The organism is Sphingomonas sp. QA11 (genome assembly GCF_028473665.1).
Classification (GTDB): domain Bacteria; phylum Pseudomonadota; class Alphaproteobacteria; order Sphingomonadales; family Sphingomonadaceae; genus Sphingomonas; species Sphingomonas phytovorans.
Genome location: NZ_CP098774.1, coordinates 1,056,950 through 1,069,526, shown reverse-complemented (window position 1 = coordinate 1,069,526; position 12,577 = coordinate 1,056,950). Strand labels below are relative to the sequence as shown.

At 58.8% G+C, this 12,577-nt stretch carries 15 protein-coding genes and 1 pseudogene; 7 read left to right on the top strand and 9 right to left on the bottom strand.

Features of this window, described 5'->3' with window-relative positions; translation table 11 throughout:
• Positions 1-13 precede the first annotated feature (13 nt).
• Complete coding sequence (locus NDN01_RS05050) at positions 14-1,009, top strand: type II secretion system F family protein (protein WP_272626275.1); 996 nt, start codon at positions 14-16, stop codon at positions 1,007-1,009.
• Between the two features lie 92 nt (positions 1,010-1,101).
• Here NDN01_RS05050 and NDN01_RS05045 read toward each other — a convergent pair whose 3' ends face one another.
• From NDN01_RS05045 to NDN01_RS05020, 6 genes are all read right to left on the bottom strand, one after another.
• Positions 1,102-1,629 (bottom strand): DUF1254 domain-containing protein, encoded by a 528-nt coding sequence (locus NDN01_RS05045; protein ID WP_272626274.1) that lies wholly within the window; start codon positions 1,627-1,629, stop codon positions 1,102-1,104.
• A complete protein-coding gene (locus NDN01_RS05040) occupies positions 1,626-2,201 on the bottom strand; it encodes a DUF1214 domain-containing protein (protein WP_272626273.1) in 576 nt (191 codons plus the stop codon). The genes NDN01_RS05045 and NDN01_RS05040 overlap by 4 nt, the downstream gene beginning before the upstream one ends.
• Positions 2,202-2,825: 624 nt before the next feature.
• The gene (locus tag NDN01_RS05035) at positions 2,826-3,119 is read right to left on the bottom strand and encodes a hypothetical protein (protein WP_272626272.1); all 294 of its coding nucleotides are present in this window, start codon (positions 3,117-3,119) and stop codon (positions 2,826-2,828) included.
• Between the two features lie 71 nt (positions 3,120-3,190).
• Positions 3,191-3,943: a hypothetical protein gene (locus NDN01_RS05030; protein WP_272626271.1), complete on the bottom strand. Its 753-nt coding sequence runs from the start codon at positions 3,941-3,943 to the stop codon at positions 3,191-3,193.
• A 64-nt stretch (positions 3,944-4,007) separates the two neighbouring features.
• A complete protein-coding gene (locus NDN01_RS05025; protein ID WP_272626270.1) occupies positions 4,008-4,802 on the bottom strand; it encodes a phytanoyl-CoA dioxygenase family protein in 795 nt (264 codons plus the stop codon).
• A gap of 24 nt (positions 4,803-4,826) precedes the next feature.
• Complete coding sequence (locus tag NDN01_RS05020; protein WP_272626269.1) at positions 4,827-5,210, bottom strand: NUDIX hydrolase; 384 nt, start codon at positions 5,208-5,210, stop codon at positions 4,827-4,829.
• 415 nt (positions 5,211-5,625) lie between these two features.
• Here NDN01_RS05020 and NDN01_RS05015 point away from each other — a divergent pair.
• From NDN01_RS05015 to NDN01_RS04995, 5 genes and pseudogenes are all read left to right on the top strand, one after another.
• Positions 5,626-6,356 (top strand): annotated as a pseudogene (locus tag NDN01_RS05015) (IS5 family transposase).
• A 125-nt stretch (positions 6,357-6,481) separates the two neighbouring features.
• Positions 6,482-6,676 carry a hypothetical protein gene (locus NDN01_RS05010; protein ID WP_272626268.1) on the top strand — a complete coding sequence of 65 codons (195 nt, stop codon included), beginning with the start codon at positions 6,482-6,484 and terminating at the stop codon, positions 6,674-6,676.
• Between the two features lie 232 nt (positions 6,677-6,908).
• On the top strand, positions 6,909-7,469 hold the full coding sequence (locus tag NDN01_RS05005) for a CHAP domain-containing protein (RefSeq protein WP_272626267.1): 561 nt from the start codon (positions 6,909-6,911) through the stop codon (positions 7,467-7,469).
• Between the two features lie 56 nt (positions 7,470-7,525).
• Positions 7,526-8,704 (top strand): vWA domain-containing protein, encoded by a 1,179-nt coding sequence (locus NDN01_RS05000; protein WP_272626266.1) that lies wholly within the window; start codon positions 7,526-7,528, stop codon positions 8,702-8,704.
• Positions 8,705-8,737: 33 nt separating this feature from the next.
• The gene (locus NDN01_RS04995; protein ID WP_272626265.1) at positions 8,738-9,031 is read left to right on the top strand and encodes a hypothetical protein; all 294 of its coding nucleotides are present in this window, start codon (positions 8,738-8,740) and stop codon (positions 9,029-9,031) included.
• On the opposite strand, the gene NDN01_RS04990 is transcribed toward NDN01_RS04995, so the two are convergent.
• From NDN01_RS04990 to NDN01_RS04980, 3 genes are all read right to left on the bottom strand, one after another.
• Entirely contained in the window at positions 9,023-10,219 is a 1,197-nt protein-coding gene (locus NDN01_RS04990; protein WP_272626264.1) for an exo-beta-N-acetylmuramidase NamZ family protein, read from the bottom strand. The genes NDN01_RS04995 and NDN01_RS04990 overlap by 9 nt on opposite strands.
• Positions 10,216-10,692 carry a DOMON-like domain-containing protein gene (locus NDN01_RS04985; protein WP_272626263.1) on the bottom strand — a complete coding sequence of 159 codons (477 nt, stop codon included), beginning with the start codon at positions 10,690-10,692 and terminating at the stop codon, positions 10,216-10,218. Before NDN01_RS04985 ends, NDN01_RS04990 begins: the two co-directional genes overlap by 4 nt.
• A gap of 122 nt (positions 10,693-10,814) precedes the next feature.
• A complete protein-coding gene (locus NDN01_RS04980) occupies positions 10,815-11,111 on the bottom strand; it encodes a GIY-YIG nuclease family protein (RefSeq protein WP_272626262.1) in 297 nt (98 codons plus the stop codon).
• 117 nt (positions 11,112-11,228) lie between these two features.
• Between NDN01_RS04980 and rimO the strand changes: the two genes are divergently transcribed.
• On the top strand, positions 11,229-12,557 hold the full coding sequence (rimO, locus tag NDN01_RS04975) for a 30S ribosomal protein S12 methylthiotransferase RimO (protein ID WP_272626261.1): 1,329 nt from the start codon (positions 11,229-11,231) through the stop codon (positions 12,555-12,557).
• Positions 12,558-12,577 lie beyond the last annotated feature (20 nt).

Here is a 12,577-nt window from a genome sequence, read left to right as displayed (position 1 = left end):
ACGCGGAATTTCCATGGGCGACACGGCTGGACCAACGATCCTCGGGGTCGATGTGATGTGGGTGGCCACGCTGCTCTCCGGCGTCGCCGCGTTCGCGGTGCTGCTGGCGATCTACGCCGCGACGACCGCGCGTGACCCCATGACGAAGCGAGTCAAAGCCCTGAACGACCGCCGCGAGCAGTTGAAGGCCGGCATCACCGCCTCGACCAAGCGCCGCGCGAAGCTGGTCACCAAGAACGAGACGACCGACCGCATCAAGTCGATCCTGTCAGGCCTCAAGGTGCTGCAGGACAGCCAGGTCAAGGCGGCGCAGATCAAGCTGATGCAGGCCGGCATCCGATCGAAGGAATATGCCGTCGCGGTCATCTTCGGGCGCCTGGTCCTGCCGATCGTGTTCGGCGGGCTGATGGTCTACATGGTCTACGGCACCGACATGTTCGCCGACTACAGCCCGCTCAAGCGCTACGGGATCGTCGCGGTCAGCTTCATCCTGAGCTACAAGGCGCCCGACATCTTCCTGAAGAACAAGATCGACAAGCGCTCCAACGCGATCCGCAAGGGCCTGCCCGACGCTCTCGATCTGCTCGTCATCTGTGCCGAAGCAGGGTTGACCGTCGACGCTGCGTTCAACCGGGTCGCCCGCGAGCTCGGCCGCGCCTATCCCGAACTGGGCGACGAATTCACCCTGACAGCGATCGAACTCGGCTTTCTGTCGGAGCGCCGCCAAGCGTTCGAGAACCTCGCCATGCGGGTCAAGCTCGATGCGCTGAAGGGCGTGGTCACCACCATGGTCCAGACCGAGAAATACGGCACGCCACTGGCGTCAGCGCTCCGCGTACTCTCGGCCGAGTTCCGCAACGAGCGCATGATGCGCGCCGAGGAAAAGGCCGCCCGCCTGCCCGCGATCATGACGGTGCCGCTGATCCTGTTCATCCTGCCCGTGCTGTTCGTCGTCATCCTCGGCCCGGCGGCCTGCTCGATCTCCGACGCGTTCAAGGGCGGAATCTAAAGCCAGGCGGGCACGCCCCCGGATCTGGTCGGACGCCTTGCCACGGCTCGCCTGAGAGCAGGATCGTTGACGCCTCCTGTAATGGCACGGCCCTATGATGCCGAAGAACGGCAGGTCGTCGCTCGGCGCTCCCGGTCGATCTCGGAAAAGCGGGCCCGGTTGTCGATCAGGATACGGACAAGGGCGATTCCGCGCGTTCCGTCGACATGGACCGGCTCATATCCGGAGGGCGCGGCCTGTCTGGACGTCAGCACGGCGATGCGGAATGGTTTATCCCTCGCCTTGATGCCATTGCGGACCAGCGCGGCATTGGTGTGCGTGTCGAAGATCGAGAGCGACCAGTATGGCGCCGGTACGGGCACTGCGTCGATCAGCAACGGCCCGGCGCTCAGGTCGAAAGGGCAGGACGAATAGGCGAGGTCGGGACTGGGCCGGACGATGGTGCGCGAGGCCGCAGTGGCCAGCGAGGCATGAGCGAAGCGATTGAAGCCGCCAAGCGCCGATACCCGCCGCACCGCGAGGCGCATCAGCGCATCGGGCGCAACGACCATGACCGTCTGCCACGCGACGCCGCCAAGCATCAGGCCGGCGACCAAGGGGCCGATCCAGCGCCGGATCATTTGCACCCCTCCCGTACGATACTGGGTAATTGGGCGCCGGTGAAATTGCTGCTCCCGCCATTGTCCGGGAGATAGGCGCGGAGTGTCAGCTCGAAACGGTCGATTCTGCCCGTCGGCAGCCAGTGCCTGGCTTGCCGTTCAGGCGACACCGTGACCGTCCAATGCGCCTGTTCCGAAGACGGCAGCGCCGCGCTGCCGATCGAATAGACACCGGGCTGGTTGGCGACGAGATAGCCCTCCCCGTCATAGAGTGTCAGGCTCCACCATCGCGCGGGCAGCCCGCCACCGCTGATCGAATAGGTGCAACGACCGCTGAGCGCCCGACCGGCATCGTCGACAGCGGCATTATAGTAGCGCGCTTCGCTCGCCGGGAGCGCGAGAAGGCCACGCAATGCGACGATCGCACGGGTATAGGCGCTTGCTTGCGCGGTGCCGAAATCCCGGCCGGTGGTCCAGGCCCCGATCCTGTCGGAAGCACCAAGCGCGCCGGCACGGACACTCCAGACGGCACCGCCCGCGCCAAGCACGATGCCGGCGAGTCCACAGACCAGATATCGTGCCCAGGGTTTCATCAGCGCCCCTCTTTCCATCGTGGTGCCGGATTAAGGACATTTTTCTTGTAGATTTCAACATTGAAAACTTTTGAAGATTTTTTCCATGAAATCCGGGCGCAAAATGCGCCCAATTTTTATGAAATCCCGCCATGGTAGCGTTTGTGCCAATTCAACGAGTTAGCTTTCAATGCTCGTGTTCCGATCCACTAATGGCCCACAAGTTCGGCCTCTTGACCTGCCGGGCGAAATCTGACCCAACATCACGTAGGGATCAGCGAAACCCGACCATAAAATCAAAGGAACCAGCGCATTTCTTTTGATGATGGAGTCTGTCCAAATGACTTTCCACAACGACAAAGAGACCGAACAGATCGGTAAGCTGATCGATGCCGGTTATCCCTGACTGGCAGCAGGTATTGCTGCTCTGGGGATTGCTTACGTATATCAGCGGGCACATTAAACAGATGGCTCTTGCACCCAACGCCCACCGAAATAAGCCCGTCGCGTCAGATTTCATTTCTAGCTCACCGTCGGTCGTCATCCAAACGTCGGACAGAAGAAATTCGTTAAAAACGAAGAAGTCCACATAAACTCGTATTGTTTTAGTCTATGCGCAACTCATAGATTAGATCAGCAACACGATCATGCGTAATGCTTTTCTGCAGCGTGTCCTACAAAATACATAACGCTTCCCGCGACTATGGAATTAGCAACTTGCCCGATCAAAGGTATAAAATGTAAAATTTGGGCAAATCCAATTAGAATGGCGCTTACTGCCCAGAGTGCTGCACCGAATGCACAAAACTCAAATAGATTGAATCTACCGCTCTCGTTTGCAAACTTATAAACTATATACATCTCCATCGGAATCAGAATAAAAGACGCTCCCGGAATGAAGCCCAGGATTGCCGCAATAACGGTAAATACGAATATCATAATATCTCCTCAACGTTGCTGAAATCGAAGACACACTTCATTATCGAAACCGGAATAGCTCAGACTTTGAATTACCAGAGATTGGAGATAAAAATTGCCGAGGCGTCGTCGAGAGCATTCGCGTTGGATATCTTAGAAAAAGTCTCGTCGATCATTCCTTCCGGGTCGCGCTCTGCGCAGAGCGACGCCACGGCGCCCAAAGCAATCCCCTGACGTGTATAGGGCTCGTAGAATCCATCGGAACAGAGCAAGATCGAATGATCCGTTCCTTTCGATATCTCCGTATGCCCATGCAAACCTCTCAACGTAGAATCGCACGAAAGATTGAACCAGCGGCAATAATCTGGCCTTAACTGTCTGCGCCTCCTAGCGCGCTTGTATCGCAAAATCATCTCGGCATCGTCACCGCTCCTGGCAGTCAGGAACTTTAGGAAATTTTCGCTCTTCGACCTCTGCAGATGTACCTGACCATCTATGATGGCTAGACAATCTCCCATCACAAAATACTCAACCATTGTAGAATTTCGCTCGAATTTCGATCGCACAAGCGATAAAGCAGCCAAAGGCTGGGCAAACTTCGGCAGACCGCGCAATTTTTCCGTCAGTTCTGTTTCATTGGCAATAATTCTCTCTCGAACTAGCGAGATCGAGGCGCTCAGCGGAATATCTTCTTCGATGCTGGCCTTAATGTAATTCGATATCCGATGAGAAAATTCATGCACAATCTCGTTGCTGCATGGCAACAGAGGCGACGCGCCATCAATGATCCACGCAGTAACCCTGCGACGAGAAATATCGTATCCGCAAGCGTCTTCGTTGAGCACGTGCTTAGGAGAGGCCCTAGACGAATGTAATACCCGCGTAAATTCGCAGGCATCGATATCACGACTAGCCATCGATGACATTCGTTACGGCCTCCCGGCCTCGTGAGAACGGGCGAAGCGCAGCGACTTCGAACTGCCGCGCGGATAATGATGACGGGTCGATGACCCCTTCCTTATCGCTATGCTCATAATTCGGAGTGAGCGGCAACCTCGTCAGGCGATCTTCGCTCGGCCTACGAAACGCGAGAAAACAGGGTGCGTAGCGCATTATGATGCTTCTTCGGGAGTATGCAGAAGTGCTCGGAAACGTGCCGTGGGTTAGTGCTTCTGAGAAAACAATTACGTCTCCGGCAGCCTGTGGTATTTGAGTTACCAGCTCGTTCTCGTCCGGAGCCGATAAAAACTCGGGAGTCCGCACATAGCTTTTGTGACTTCCAGGAATATAGCAAAACCCTCCATTTCGGCTAGGTATTTCCGTTAGAGAGATCGATATGCCAACTAGGCCCACATGCAACTGGCCGCCCCGTTCTACGTGGTATATGCCGCGATCGAACAGCGTGGAGTCATGATGAAGATTACCCTTTGATGAATTGAACTTCTCGGTTACGCCAAAGGCGTGATCCAACCTCGGACGACCGTGGAATATGTGGCTAATGAATTCAAAATATCCGGGATGATCGATGAGCATCTTCCAAGGAGTATCGCCGGAAAATGGGATATCGAACAGCTTCTGTTCACGGAAAGTTTCTTCCCATTCTCTTAAAATCAGTGAAATCTGATCCGGTGAAATAGCGTTACGGAATACCGTCGCACCCATGGCGTCGAACTCATACAGGTATTTTTCCATGCTGTTTTGCATTTCCAGCTCCAGAAACGATAACGACTAAGTGACGGCTCGCTTGATAGCGCGCACGTAAATTTGCGGAAGATCGTTCTCGGGCAACCCATCCATTGCGAACCATTTATGGTCAACATGCTCCACGCTTATCTTCACAATATCTTCGGAGACAGGATGGCATTGGTATGCGACGATAAATACGTATTTTTGAGGAATCACTTCGAATAGATCGGCCAGAAGAAATTCTTTCACCGAAACATCGAATCCAGCCTCCTCCTGTATTTCTCGTCTAAGGCATACCTCCGGACTCTCGCCAATCTCGATACGGCCGCCAGGCAATTCCCACTCTTCTCGAGAATTCCTCATCAAAAGAACATTCTCGCCCCTTGCGACAACCCCCTTGATAGAAACAGGATAACGACCGTCCATGTTTACTCCTTAACCAGAATCAAAAGCTCACAACGCTGCCAATCACCGGCCAACTTAGCGGAAACCTTGAATCATATCAAAAGAGATACGTCCATTATGCATTATTAAAATTGTAATATTTTTGAAATTAACTGGATTAATCATTTTTCGATTCATGGACTCGATTACAATTCGCTAAAGAAATGATTTTACAGTCAATTATTTCTTTAAACTACTTCATACGGCCGATGTTAAAACACTGAATCTTGGAATCGTTGTGCCGTCCACGGTTGCCGCGTGCATTTAGTGCATGCATCCAACTCCATCCGCCCACTAGAGGTTGTTATGGACTTGTGCTTCTGGATGATTCATCCGTTTAGGGATGAGCCTTTGCCGCAAGGCGTAACCGCCTGATGTAAGCCATGATGACTGGCCACTGGTGGTGCCGGGTCTGCTGTTCCAGCGCGTGGATGCCGGCCAGCGGGAGCATGCGGGAGGTTTTCAACGGCCTGTGCTACATCGTGAAGACAGGCACGCCATGGCGGTGGATACCGAACGACCTGCCGCCCTGGGCAGCGGTGTACCAGCAGACGCAGCGCTGGCTGGCAGCGGGCCGCTTCGACGCGCCGGTGGACGATTTGCGCGCGGTGTTGCGGTTCGCGGCGGGTCGGAAGGCTGAACCCCGTGCGGAGATCATCGACAGCCGGACGTTGCGTTCCACGCCCGAGAGCGGCGAACGCGCCGGTTATGACGGTGGAAAACGCAAGAAGGGTTCGAAAATTCACACGGCATTCGATACGCTGGGCTATCTGCTCGCGCTCCATGTGACGCCTGCCAGCGCGGAGGATCGCGGCGAAGTGGAACGGATCGCGCGCACCATGCAGACCGCCATGTCGAGATCACCTGGGTCGATCAGGCTATACCGGTAAGCGTGCCGCCAATGCCGCAGCCAAATCGCCTTTGACGTGGTCAAACTGCCCGAGACGAGGCGTGGTCTCGTCCTCCCGCCGCGACGCTGGGTCGTCGAGCGGCAATTCGCCTAGGCATACGCTTCCGCCGCCTCGTCAAAGACTATGAGCGCCATCCCGAAACACTCGCCGACTTCATGTCGTCGCCTTCGCCTGCCTCATGATGAAACAGGTCGATACGCTCGCAACAGATTCATAACAGCCTCAACCGCCAGCTCGCGCGCGTGTGGGGGTCAGATGTGCTGAGCGCGATGGTCTTATAGCGGCATGCCTTGGGAATCTTTATCCGGTAATAGTATTTTTTGGCGCACCACATCGCCCCCAGTGAAAGATGACAAGGCCGTATTTGATCTTTTCCTTGTCGATGACAAATGTCATTGCGATGATCCACTGCGCATAACGGCGGCTAAAGTCCTTGATTTACTGTATATGCGCAAGCTCTGTATGGACATTATTTGCATTATTTTGTTCTTAGCTATTTATTTAGATGCCGTTATCTCAGACTTGTTCCGGCATTGATCGTGCCATCCGCGCAACGATGGTTATGCGGCTGATATGGCAAGTCGCCAAGCCCACCCCGGCACTTCCCCGAAAATCACTCTGTACCAACTCCAGGACCGGCGCACCCCGATCTCCAAAGGGAAAGAGATCGGGCCACACTGAACCGTAGATCATCGGAAACGTGATTTACCCGTTGGTAACCACTGCCGGATACGGATGCTTTGGGGGGGCGCCACCATGGTGCCCGTGTATGCGTATATTTTCCTCTTTTGCCCTTCTGGGGGCGGCCTGTGCCTTGTCGCCCGCCGGCGCGGCATCCCTGCTCGACTATGTCGGCCAGTGCGTCCCTTTCGCCCGCGCGGCCAGCGGCATCCAGATCTATGGCGATGCGTGGACCTGGTGGGAGCAGGCCGACGGCAAATACAAGCGCGGCGATGTGCCCAGGGTCGGATCGGTCATCGTCTTCGCCAAGACGAGCCGCCTGCCCCTCGGTCATGTCGCGGTGATCAGCCGTGTCGTCACCCCGCGCGTCGCAATGGTCACCCATGCCAACTGGTCCCGCATCGACGGCGAGCGCGGCCACACCGAGCAGGATGTGACGCTGACCGACGTCTCGCCCGACAATGACTGGAGCGAAGTGAAGGTCTGGTACCGCGATCGCGACGGGCTCGGCACGACGACTTACCCGGTCTATGGCTTCATCTATGGCACGCCCGACGCGAAGCGGGTCGCGAAGGCACGCCCGGCACGGGAACTGACCGGCGACGATCCCGACGACATCGGTGCGATGATCGACGTCTACGCACGCTGATCCGGCGTGCACGAAAGATATCGACTTGGCGGGCGTGCTGCGCCTAACCTCATCACATGTTCCTGAACTTCCTCGACGAGCTCCGCGCCGCCGGTATCCCGGCGAGCATGAAGGAGCATCTGATCCTGCTCGAAGCGCTCGACCGTGATGTGATCGAGCGCACGCCCGAGGATTTCTACTACCTGTCCCGCGCCGTGTACGTGAAGGACGAGGGGCTGCTCGACCGCTTCGACCAGGTCTTTTCCAAGGTGTTCAAGGGCATCGCCACCAGCTTCGGCGCCCAGAATGCCGACATTCCCGAGGAATGGCTCCGCGCCGTCGCCGAGAAATATCTCACCCCGGAGGAGATGGAGGCGATCAAGTCGCTCGGCTCCTGGGAAGAGATCATGGAGACGCTGCAGAAGCGGCTTGAGGAGCAGCAGGGCCGGCACCAGGGCGGCAACAAATGGATCGGCACCGGGGGCACCTCGCCCTACGGCAATAGCGGCTACAACCCCGAAGGCGTCCGCATCGGCGGCGAGAGCAGGAACAAGCGCGCCCTGAAGGTCTGGGACCAGCGCGACTTCAAGAATCTGGACAACACGAAGGAGCTCGGCACCCGCAATATCAAGATCGCGCTGCGCCGCCTGCGCCGCTTCGCCCGGGAGGGCGCGGCGGACGAGCTGGACATCGACGCGACGATCGACGGCACCGCGCGCCAGGGCTGGCTCGACGTCGTGATGCGTCCCGAACGCCACAATGCGGTCAAGCTGCTGCTGTTCCTCGATGTCGGCGGGTCGATGGATCCCTGGGTGAAGCTTTGCGAGGAACTGTTCTCGGCCGCGACCAGCGAGTTCAAGAATCTCGAATTCTTCTATTTCCACAATTGCCCCTATGAAGGCGTGTGGAAGGACAATCGCCGCCGCTTCACCGAGCGCACCCCGCTTTGGGACGTGCTCCATAAATACGGTCATGATTACAAGCTCGTGCTGGTCGGCGACGCGTCGATGAGTCCCTATGAGATCACTCATGCCGGCGGCTCGGTCGAGCATTTCAACGAGGAATCCGGCGCGGTCTGGATGCATCGGCTGACCACCACCTATCCGGCGGCTGTATGGCTCAACCCGGTACCCGAACAGCAATGGGGCTATTCGCAGTCAGTCCGCATCCTCCGCGAATTGATGAACGACCGGATGTATCCGCTGACGCTCGCCGGCCTGGATGACGCGATGCGCGAGCTGACGCGGAAACGGTAATCGCGCCGGCTTGCCGAATGACGGAGTATGGCGGTGAAGCACGCAACGGCACCAGCGCTGGACCAGCTCGAGCCGCTTCTCGTTCGTCTGCGTGGCCTGCCGGGGATGACCGAGAAGAAACGTGGCATTTTCTACCGCAGAGCCACGTCTTTCCTGCATTTTCATGAAGACCCGACAGGGTTGTATGCCGATGTCCGCGAACCCGACGGGCAATATTCAAGGCTGAAGGTCGACACGTCGCAGCAGCAGGATGCGTTCGTGGCCGCGGTCGGCACGCTGCTTGGCCTACCCCGAAACTCCCCGCTCACGGGGCCGGGTTCAGTATAGCAAATAAGGCTTTCGCGCTTCTGTCCAACCACGCTCGTCGCGACCCGTCACCGCGTCCAGATCATCCGGAAGCGCCGCCGAGTCATCGATCCATTCGCGCAAGCCGGGTCCGCCATTGATCACATCGATCGCCAGCTTCCCGAATTCATATTCATATGGGAAATCGCGCCACAAATCATACTCGGGATAGAGCCGACGGATCGCCTTGAAACCAAGCGCCTGCACCCGCCACGGCCGGAAGGCGTGATGGTCGTAGAACGGCCCTTCGGCATGGATATGCACACCGTTGCACAACTGCCCGACATGTTTGTGGAAGGTCGGCTGGAACCAGATGTCGCGCAACGCGCACCCGTTCAGCCATTCAGGTGCCAGCCTTCGCATCTCGGCGATCACCGCCCGGGCATCGATATCGGGTGCGCCGAACAGTTCCAGCGGGCGCGTGGTACCGCGCCCTTCCGACAGGGTCGTGCCCTCGAGCATCACCGTGCCGGCATAGGCGCGCGCCATGTTGATATTGGGCGCGTTCGGGCTTGGATTGATCCAGATCCGGTCCTCAGGCCAGCCGAAGCCCCGCGCCGTCTCCGGCGCCCAGCCCTCCATCTCGATCACCCGGTAATCGACATCGAGCCCCTTCAGCGCGACGAACCAGTGGCCGAGTTCCCCCAGGGTCATCCCGTGCCGCATCGGCATCGGCCCCGCGCCCACGAAGCTTTCCCAGCCCGGCAGCAGGGTCAGGCCCTCGACGGGGCGCCCCGCGGGATTGGGCCGGTCGAGCACCCACACCGATTTGCCATGCTCCGCCGCGGCTTCCAGCACATAGAGCAGAGTCGTGATGAAGGTGTAGATGCGACACCCAAGATCCTGCAGGTCGTACAGCATCACGTCGAATGTGCCCATCGACTGCCCGGTCGGCCGCCGCACCTCACCATACAGGCTGAACACCGGCATGCCGTATGTCGGATCGTTGAAGTCCGGCGACTCCATCATATTGTCCTGAAGATCACCCCGCACGCCGTGCTGCGGCCCGAACACCGCGGTCACGTTCAGCCCGCTCGCCACCAGCGCGTCGAGCGAGTGAGTCAGGTCAGCCGTCACCGACGCCGGATGAGCAAGCAACGCAACCCGCTTTCCTTCCAGCGGCTTGCGCAGGGCGGGGTCAGCGAGCAGACGATCGATACCGAATTTCATGAAGCGGTCGGTGCCGCGAGCCGGGCGGTAAAGCAATCCCGGGCGTGGAAATCCTCCGGCCCCGCCGGATGGGCCAGCGCCCAGAACGACTTGGTCCCGTCGCATTCCTCGATCACCGTCGTCAGCGCGATATCCCAATCGGCCCCCGCCAGTCCCGGCAGGTCGGCCGTCGCACGCAGTTCGGCGACCTCCGCTCCGGGCAGCCACACCACTTCGCTCACCACCGCGCCACCGGCCCGCCGCATGCCCCTCCGGTGATCGTCGAAGTCGTAGGCAGCCCATCGGGTAGACGGTGCGATATTGAGCTCGACATAGCGCGGCGTACCTTCCTCCCCGACAAACGCCTCGAAGCAGCTATGTCGCCAGAGCTCGTCGGTGAAGGCCGGTTCGACCGGAACCGGCCACGACACGTCATCGATCGCCCCGGTCACGTGATAGGTGAGGCTGAGCGTGTCCCCATCTCTACGGGCCACGACGGCAATCGATCGAACGGCGCGGCTCGGGCAATCGGGATGCGGCAAAAGCGCAAACCGCTTTTCCTTGCACGCCCCCTCTTCCTTCCCCGGCGAAGGCCGGGGTCCAGTCGAGATGTCAGTCATGGCTGCGCGAACCGCTCGTAAAGATCTTCCCATTGGGGGTTCAGCCCCTCGATTTCACGCACTTTCCACGCCCGCTTCCATTCCTTCATCCGAACCTCTCGCATCCGTGCCGACTCAAGATCATCGTGCACCTCGTACCAGACGAGCAAACGACAATCGTACTTCTTCGTGAACCCTTCCACGACACCGTTCCGATGCTCCCAGGTGCGTCGGATTAGATTATTGGTGGAACCGATATAGACCGTCCCGTTGCGGCGGTTCGCCATGATGTAGACATAGAATTGCTCATCCATGCTCGCGTCTCCCGACTGGACCCCGGCCTTCGCCGGAAGGTGAAGAGGCTACTCATCAGCCTCTCCCAGGCAATGACTGGAAAATCCCGCGCAATGCGCCTATGTGGCGCGTTCCCCATGGCAACGATTCTCCCCACCCCGCCGAAAATCGGCATGGTTTCGCTCGGCTGTCCGAAGAACCTGGTCGACAGCGAACGCATCCTGACCAAGCTCCGCTCGGACGGTTACGCGATGTCGCCCGACTATGCCGGCGCGGACGTCGTACTGGTCAACACCTGCGGCTTCCTCGATTCAGCGAAGGAAGAAAGCCTCGAGGCGATCGGCGAAGCCATCGCCGAGAATGGCCGGGTCATCGTCACCGGCTGCATGGGCAAGGAAGCTGAGACCATCCGCGCGCGCTTCCCCAATGTCCTCGCCGTCACAGGCGCGCACCAATATGAGGAAGTTGTCGGCGCGGTGCACGATGCGGCGCCGATGCCGCCAAGCGCCTTCCTGAACCTGGTGCCGGAAAGCGGCCTCAAGCTCACCCCCCGCCACTACAGTTATCTGAAGATTTCGGAGGGCTGCAATCATCGCTGCTCCTTCTGCATCATCCCGTCGCTGCGCGGCGACTTGGTCAGCCGCCGCCCCGACGCGATCCTGCGCGAGGCTGAAAAGCTGATCGAGGCGGGCACGAAAGAGCTTCTGGTCATCAGCCAGGATACATCGGCCTACGGCGTCGACATCAAGCACCATCCACGTCCGTGGCACGGCCAGGAAGTCAGGGCGCACATGACCGACCTGTCGCGCGAGCTCGGCAAGCTCGGCGCCTGGGTGCGGCTTCACTATGTCTATCCCTATCCCCATGTCGATCAGGTCATCCCGCTGATGGCCGAGGGGCTGGTCCTTCCCTATCTCGACATCCCGTTCCAGCACGCCTCGCGCGCGGTGCTGAAGGCGATGCGCCGCCCGGCCAACGAGGCGAAGGTGCTTGAACGGATCAGGAACTGGCGCACCATCGAGCCGGACATCGCGATCCGCTCGACCTTCGTGGTCGGCTTCCCCGGCGAGACCGAGGACGATTTCAAATATCTGATGGACTGGCTTGAAGAAGCACGGCTCGACCGCGTCGGCGCCTTCCGCTTCGAGCCGGTCGAGGGCGCAGCCGCCAATGATTTACCGGGCGCTGTTCCGGAAGAGATCAAGGAAGAGCGTTATGCCCGCCTGATGGAGCTGACCGCGCGAATCTCGGCCGAGAAGCTCGACGCGAAAGTCGGCCGGACGCTCGATGTAATTATCGATGCGGTCGAAGGAGATGGCGCCACCGGTCGCTCCAAGGCCGATGCACCCGAGATCGACGGTGAGGTCCATCTCCGCGATGCGGGCCATCTCAGCCAGGGCGATATCGTCCGGGTCGAGATCGAGGACGCCGATGAGCACGACCTGTTCGGCGTGCCGGTCGCGTAAAGCGTGACGCTGCTGGAAAT

What these genes read in the sequence shown, in the direction of transcription:
- NDN01_RS05050 (WP_272626275.1), top strand. Translation starts at nt 14, where the DNA reads ATGGGCGACACGGCTGGACCAACGATCCTCGGGGTCGATGTGATGTGG.
- NDN01_RS05045 (WP_272626274.1), bottom strand. Translation starts at nt 1,629, where the DNA reads ATGATCCGGCGCTGGATCGGCCCCTTGGTCGCCGGCCTGATGCTTGGC.
- NDN01_RS05040 (WP_272626273.1), bottom strand. Translation starts at nt 2,201, where the DNA reads ATGAAACCCTGGGCACGATATCTGGTCTGTGGACTCGCCGGCATCGTG.
- NDN01_RS05035 (WP_272626272.1), bottom strand. Translation starts at nt 3,119, where the DNA reads ATGATATTCGTATTTACCGTTATTGCGGCAATCCTGGGCTTCATTCCG.
- NDN01_RS05025 (WP_272626270.1), bottom strand. Translation starts at nt 4,802, where the DNA reads ATGCAAAACAGCATGGAAAAATACCTGTATGAGTTCGACGCCATGGGT.
- NDN01_RS05020 (WP_272626269.1), bottom strand. Translation starts at nt 5,210, where the DNA reads ATGGACGGTCGTTATCCTGTTTCTATCAAGGGGGTTGTCGCAAGGGGC.
- NDN01_RS05005 (WP_272626267.1), top strand. Translation starts at nt 6,909, where the DNA reads ATGCGTATATTTTCCTCTTTTGCCCTTCTGGGGGCGGCCTGTGCCTTG.
- NDN01_RS05000 (WP_272626266.1), top strand. Translation starts at nt 7,526, where the DNA reads ATGTTCCTGAACTTCCTCGACGAGCTCCGCGCCGCCGGTATCCCGGCG.
- NDN01_RS04990 (WP_272626264.1), bottom strand. Translation starts at nt 10,219, where the DNA reads ATGAAATTCGGTATCGATCGTCTGCTCGCTGACCCCGCCCTGCGCAAG.
- NDN01_RS04980 (WP_272626262.1), bottom strand. Translation starts at nt 11,111, where the DNA reads ATGGATGAGCAATTCTATGTCTACATCATGGCGAACCGCCGCAACGGG.
- rimO (WP_272626261.1), top strand. Translation starts at nt 11,229, where the DNA reads ATGGCAACGATTCTCCCCACCCCGCCGAAAATCGGCATGGTTTCGCTC.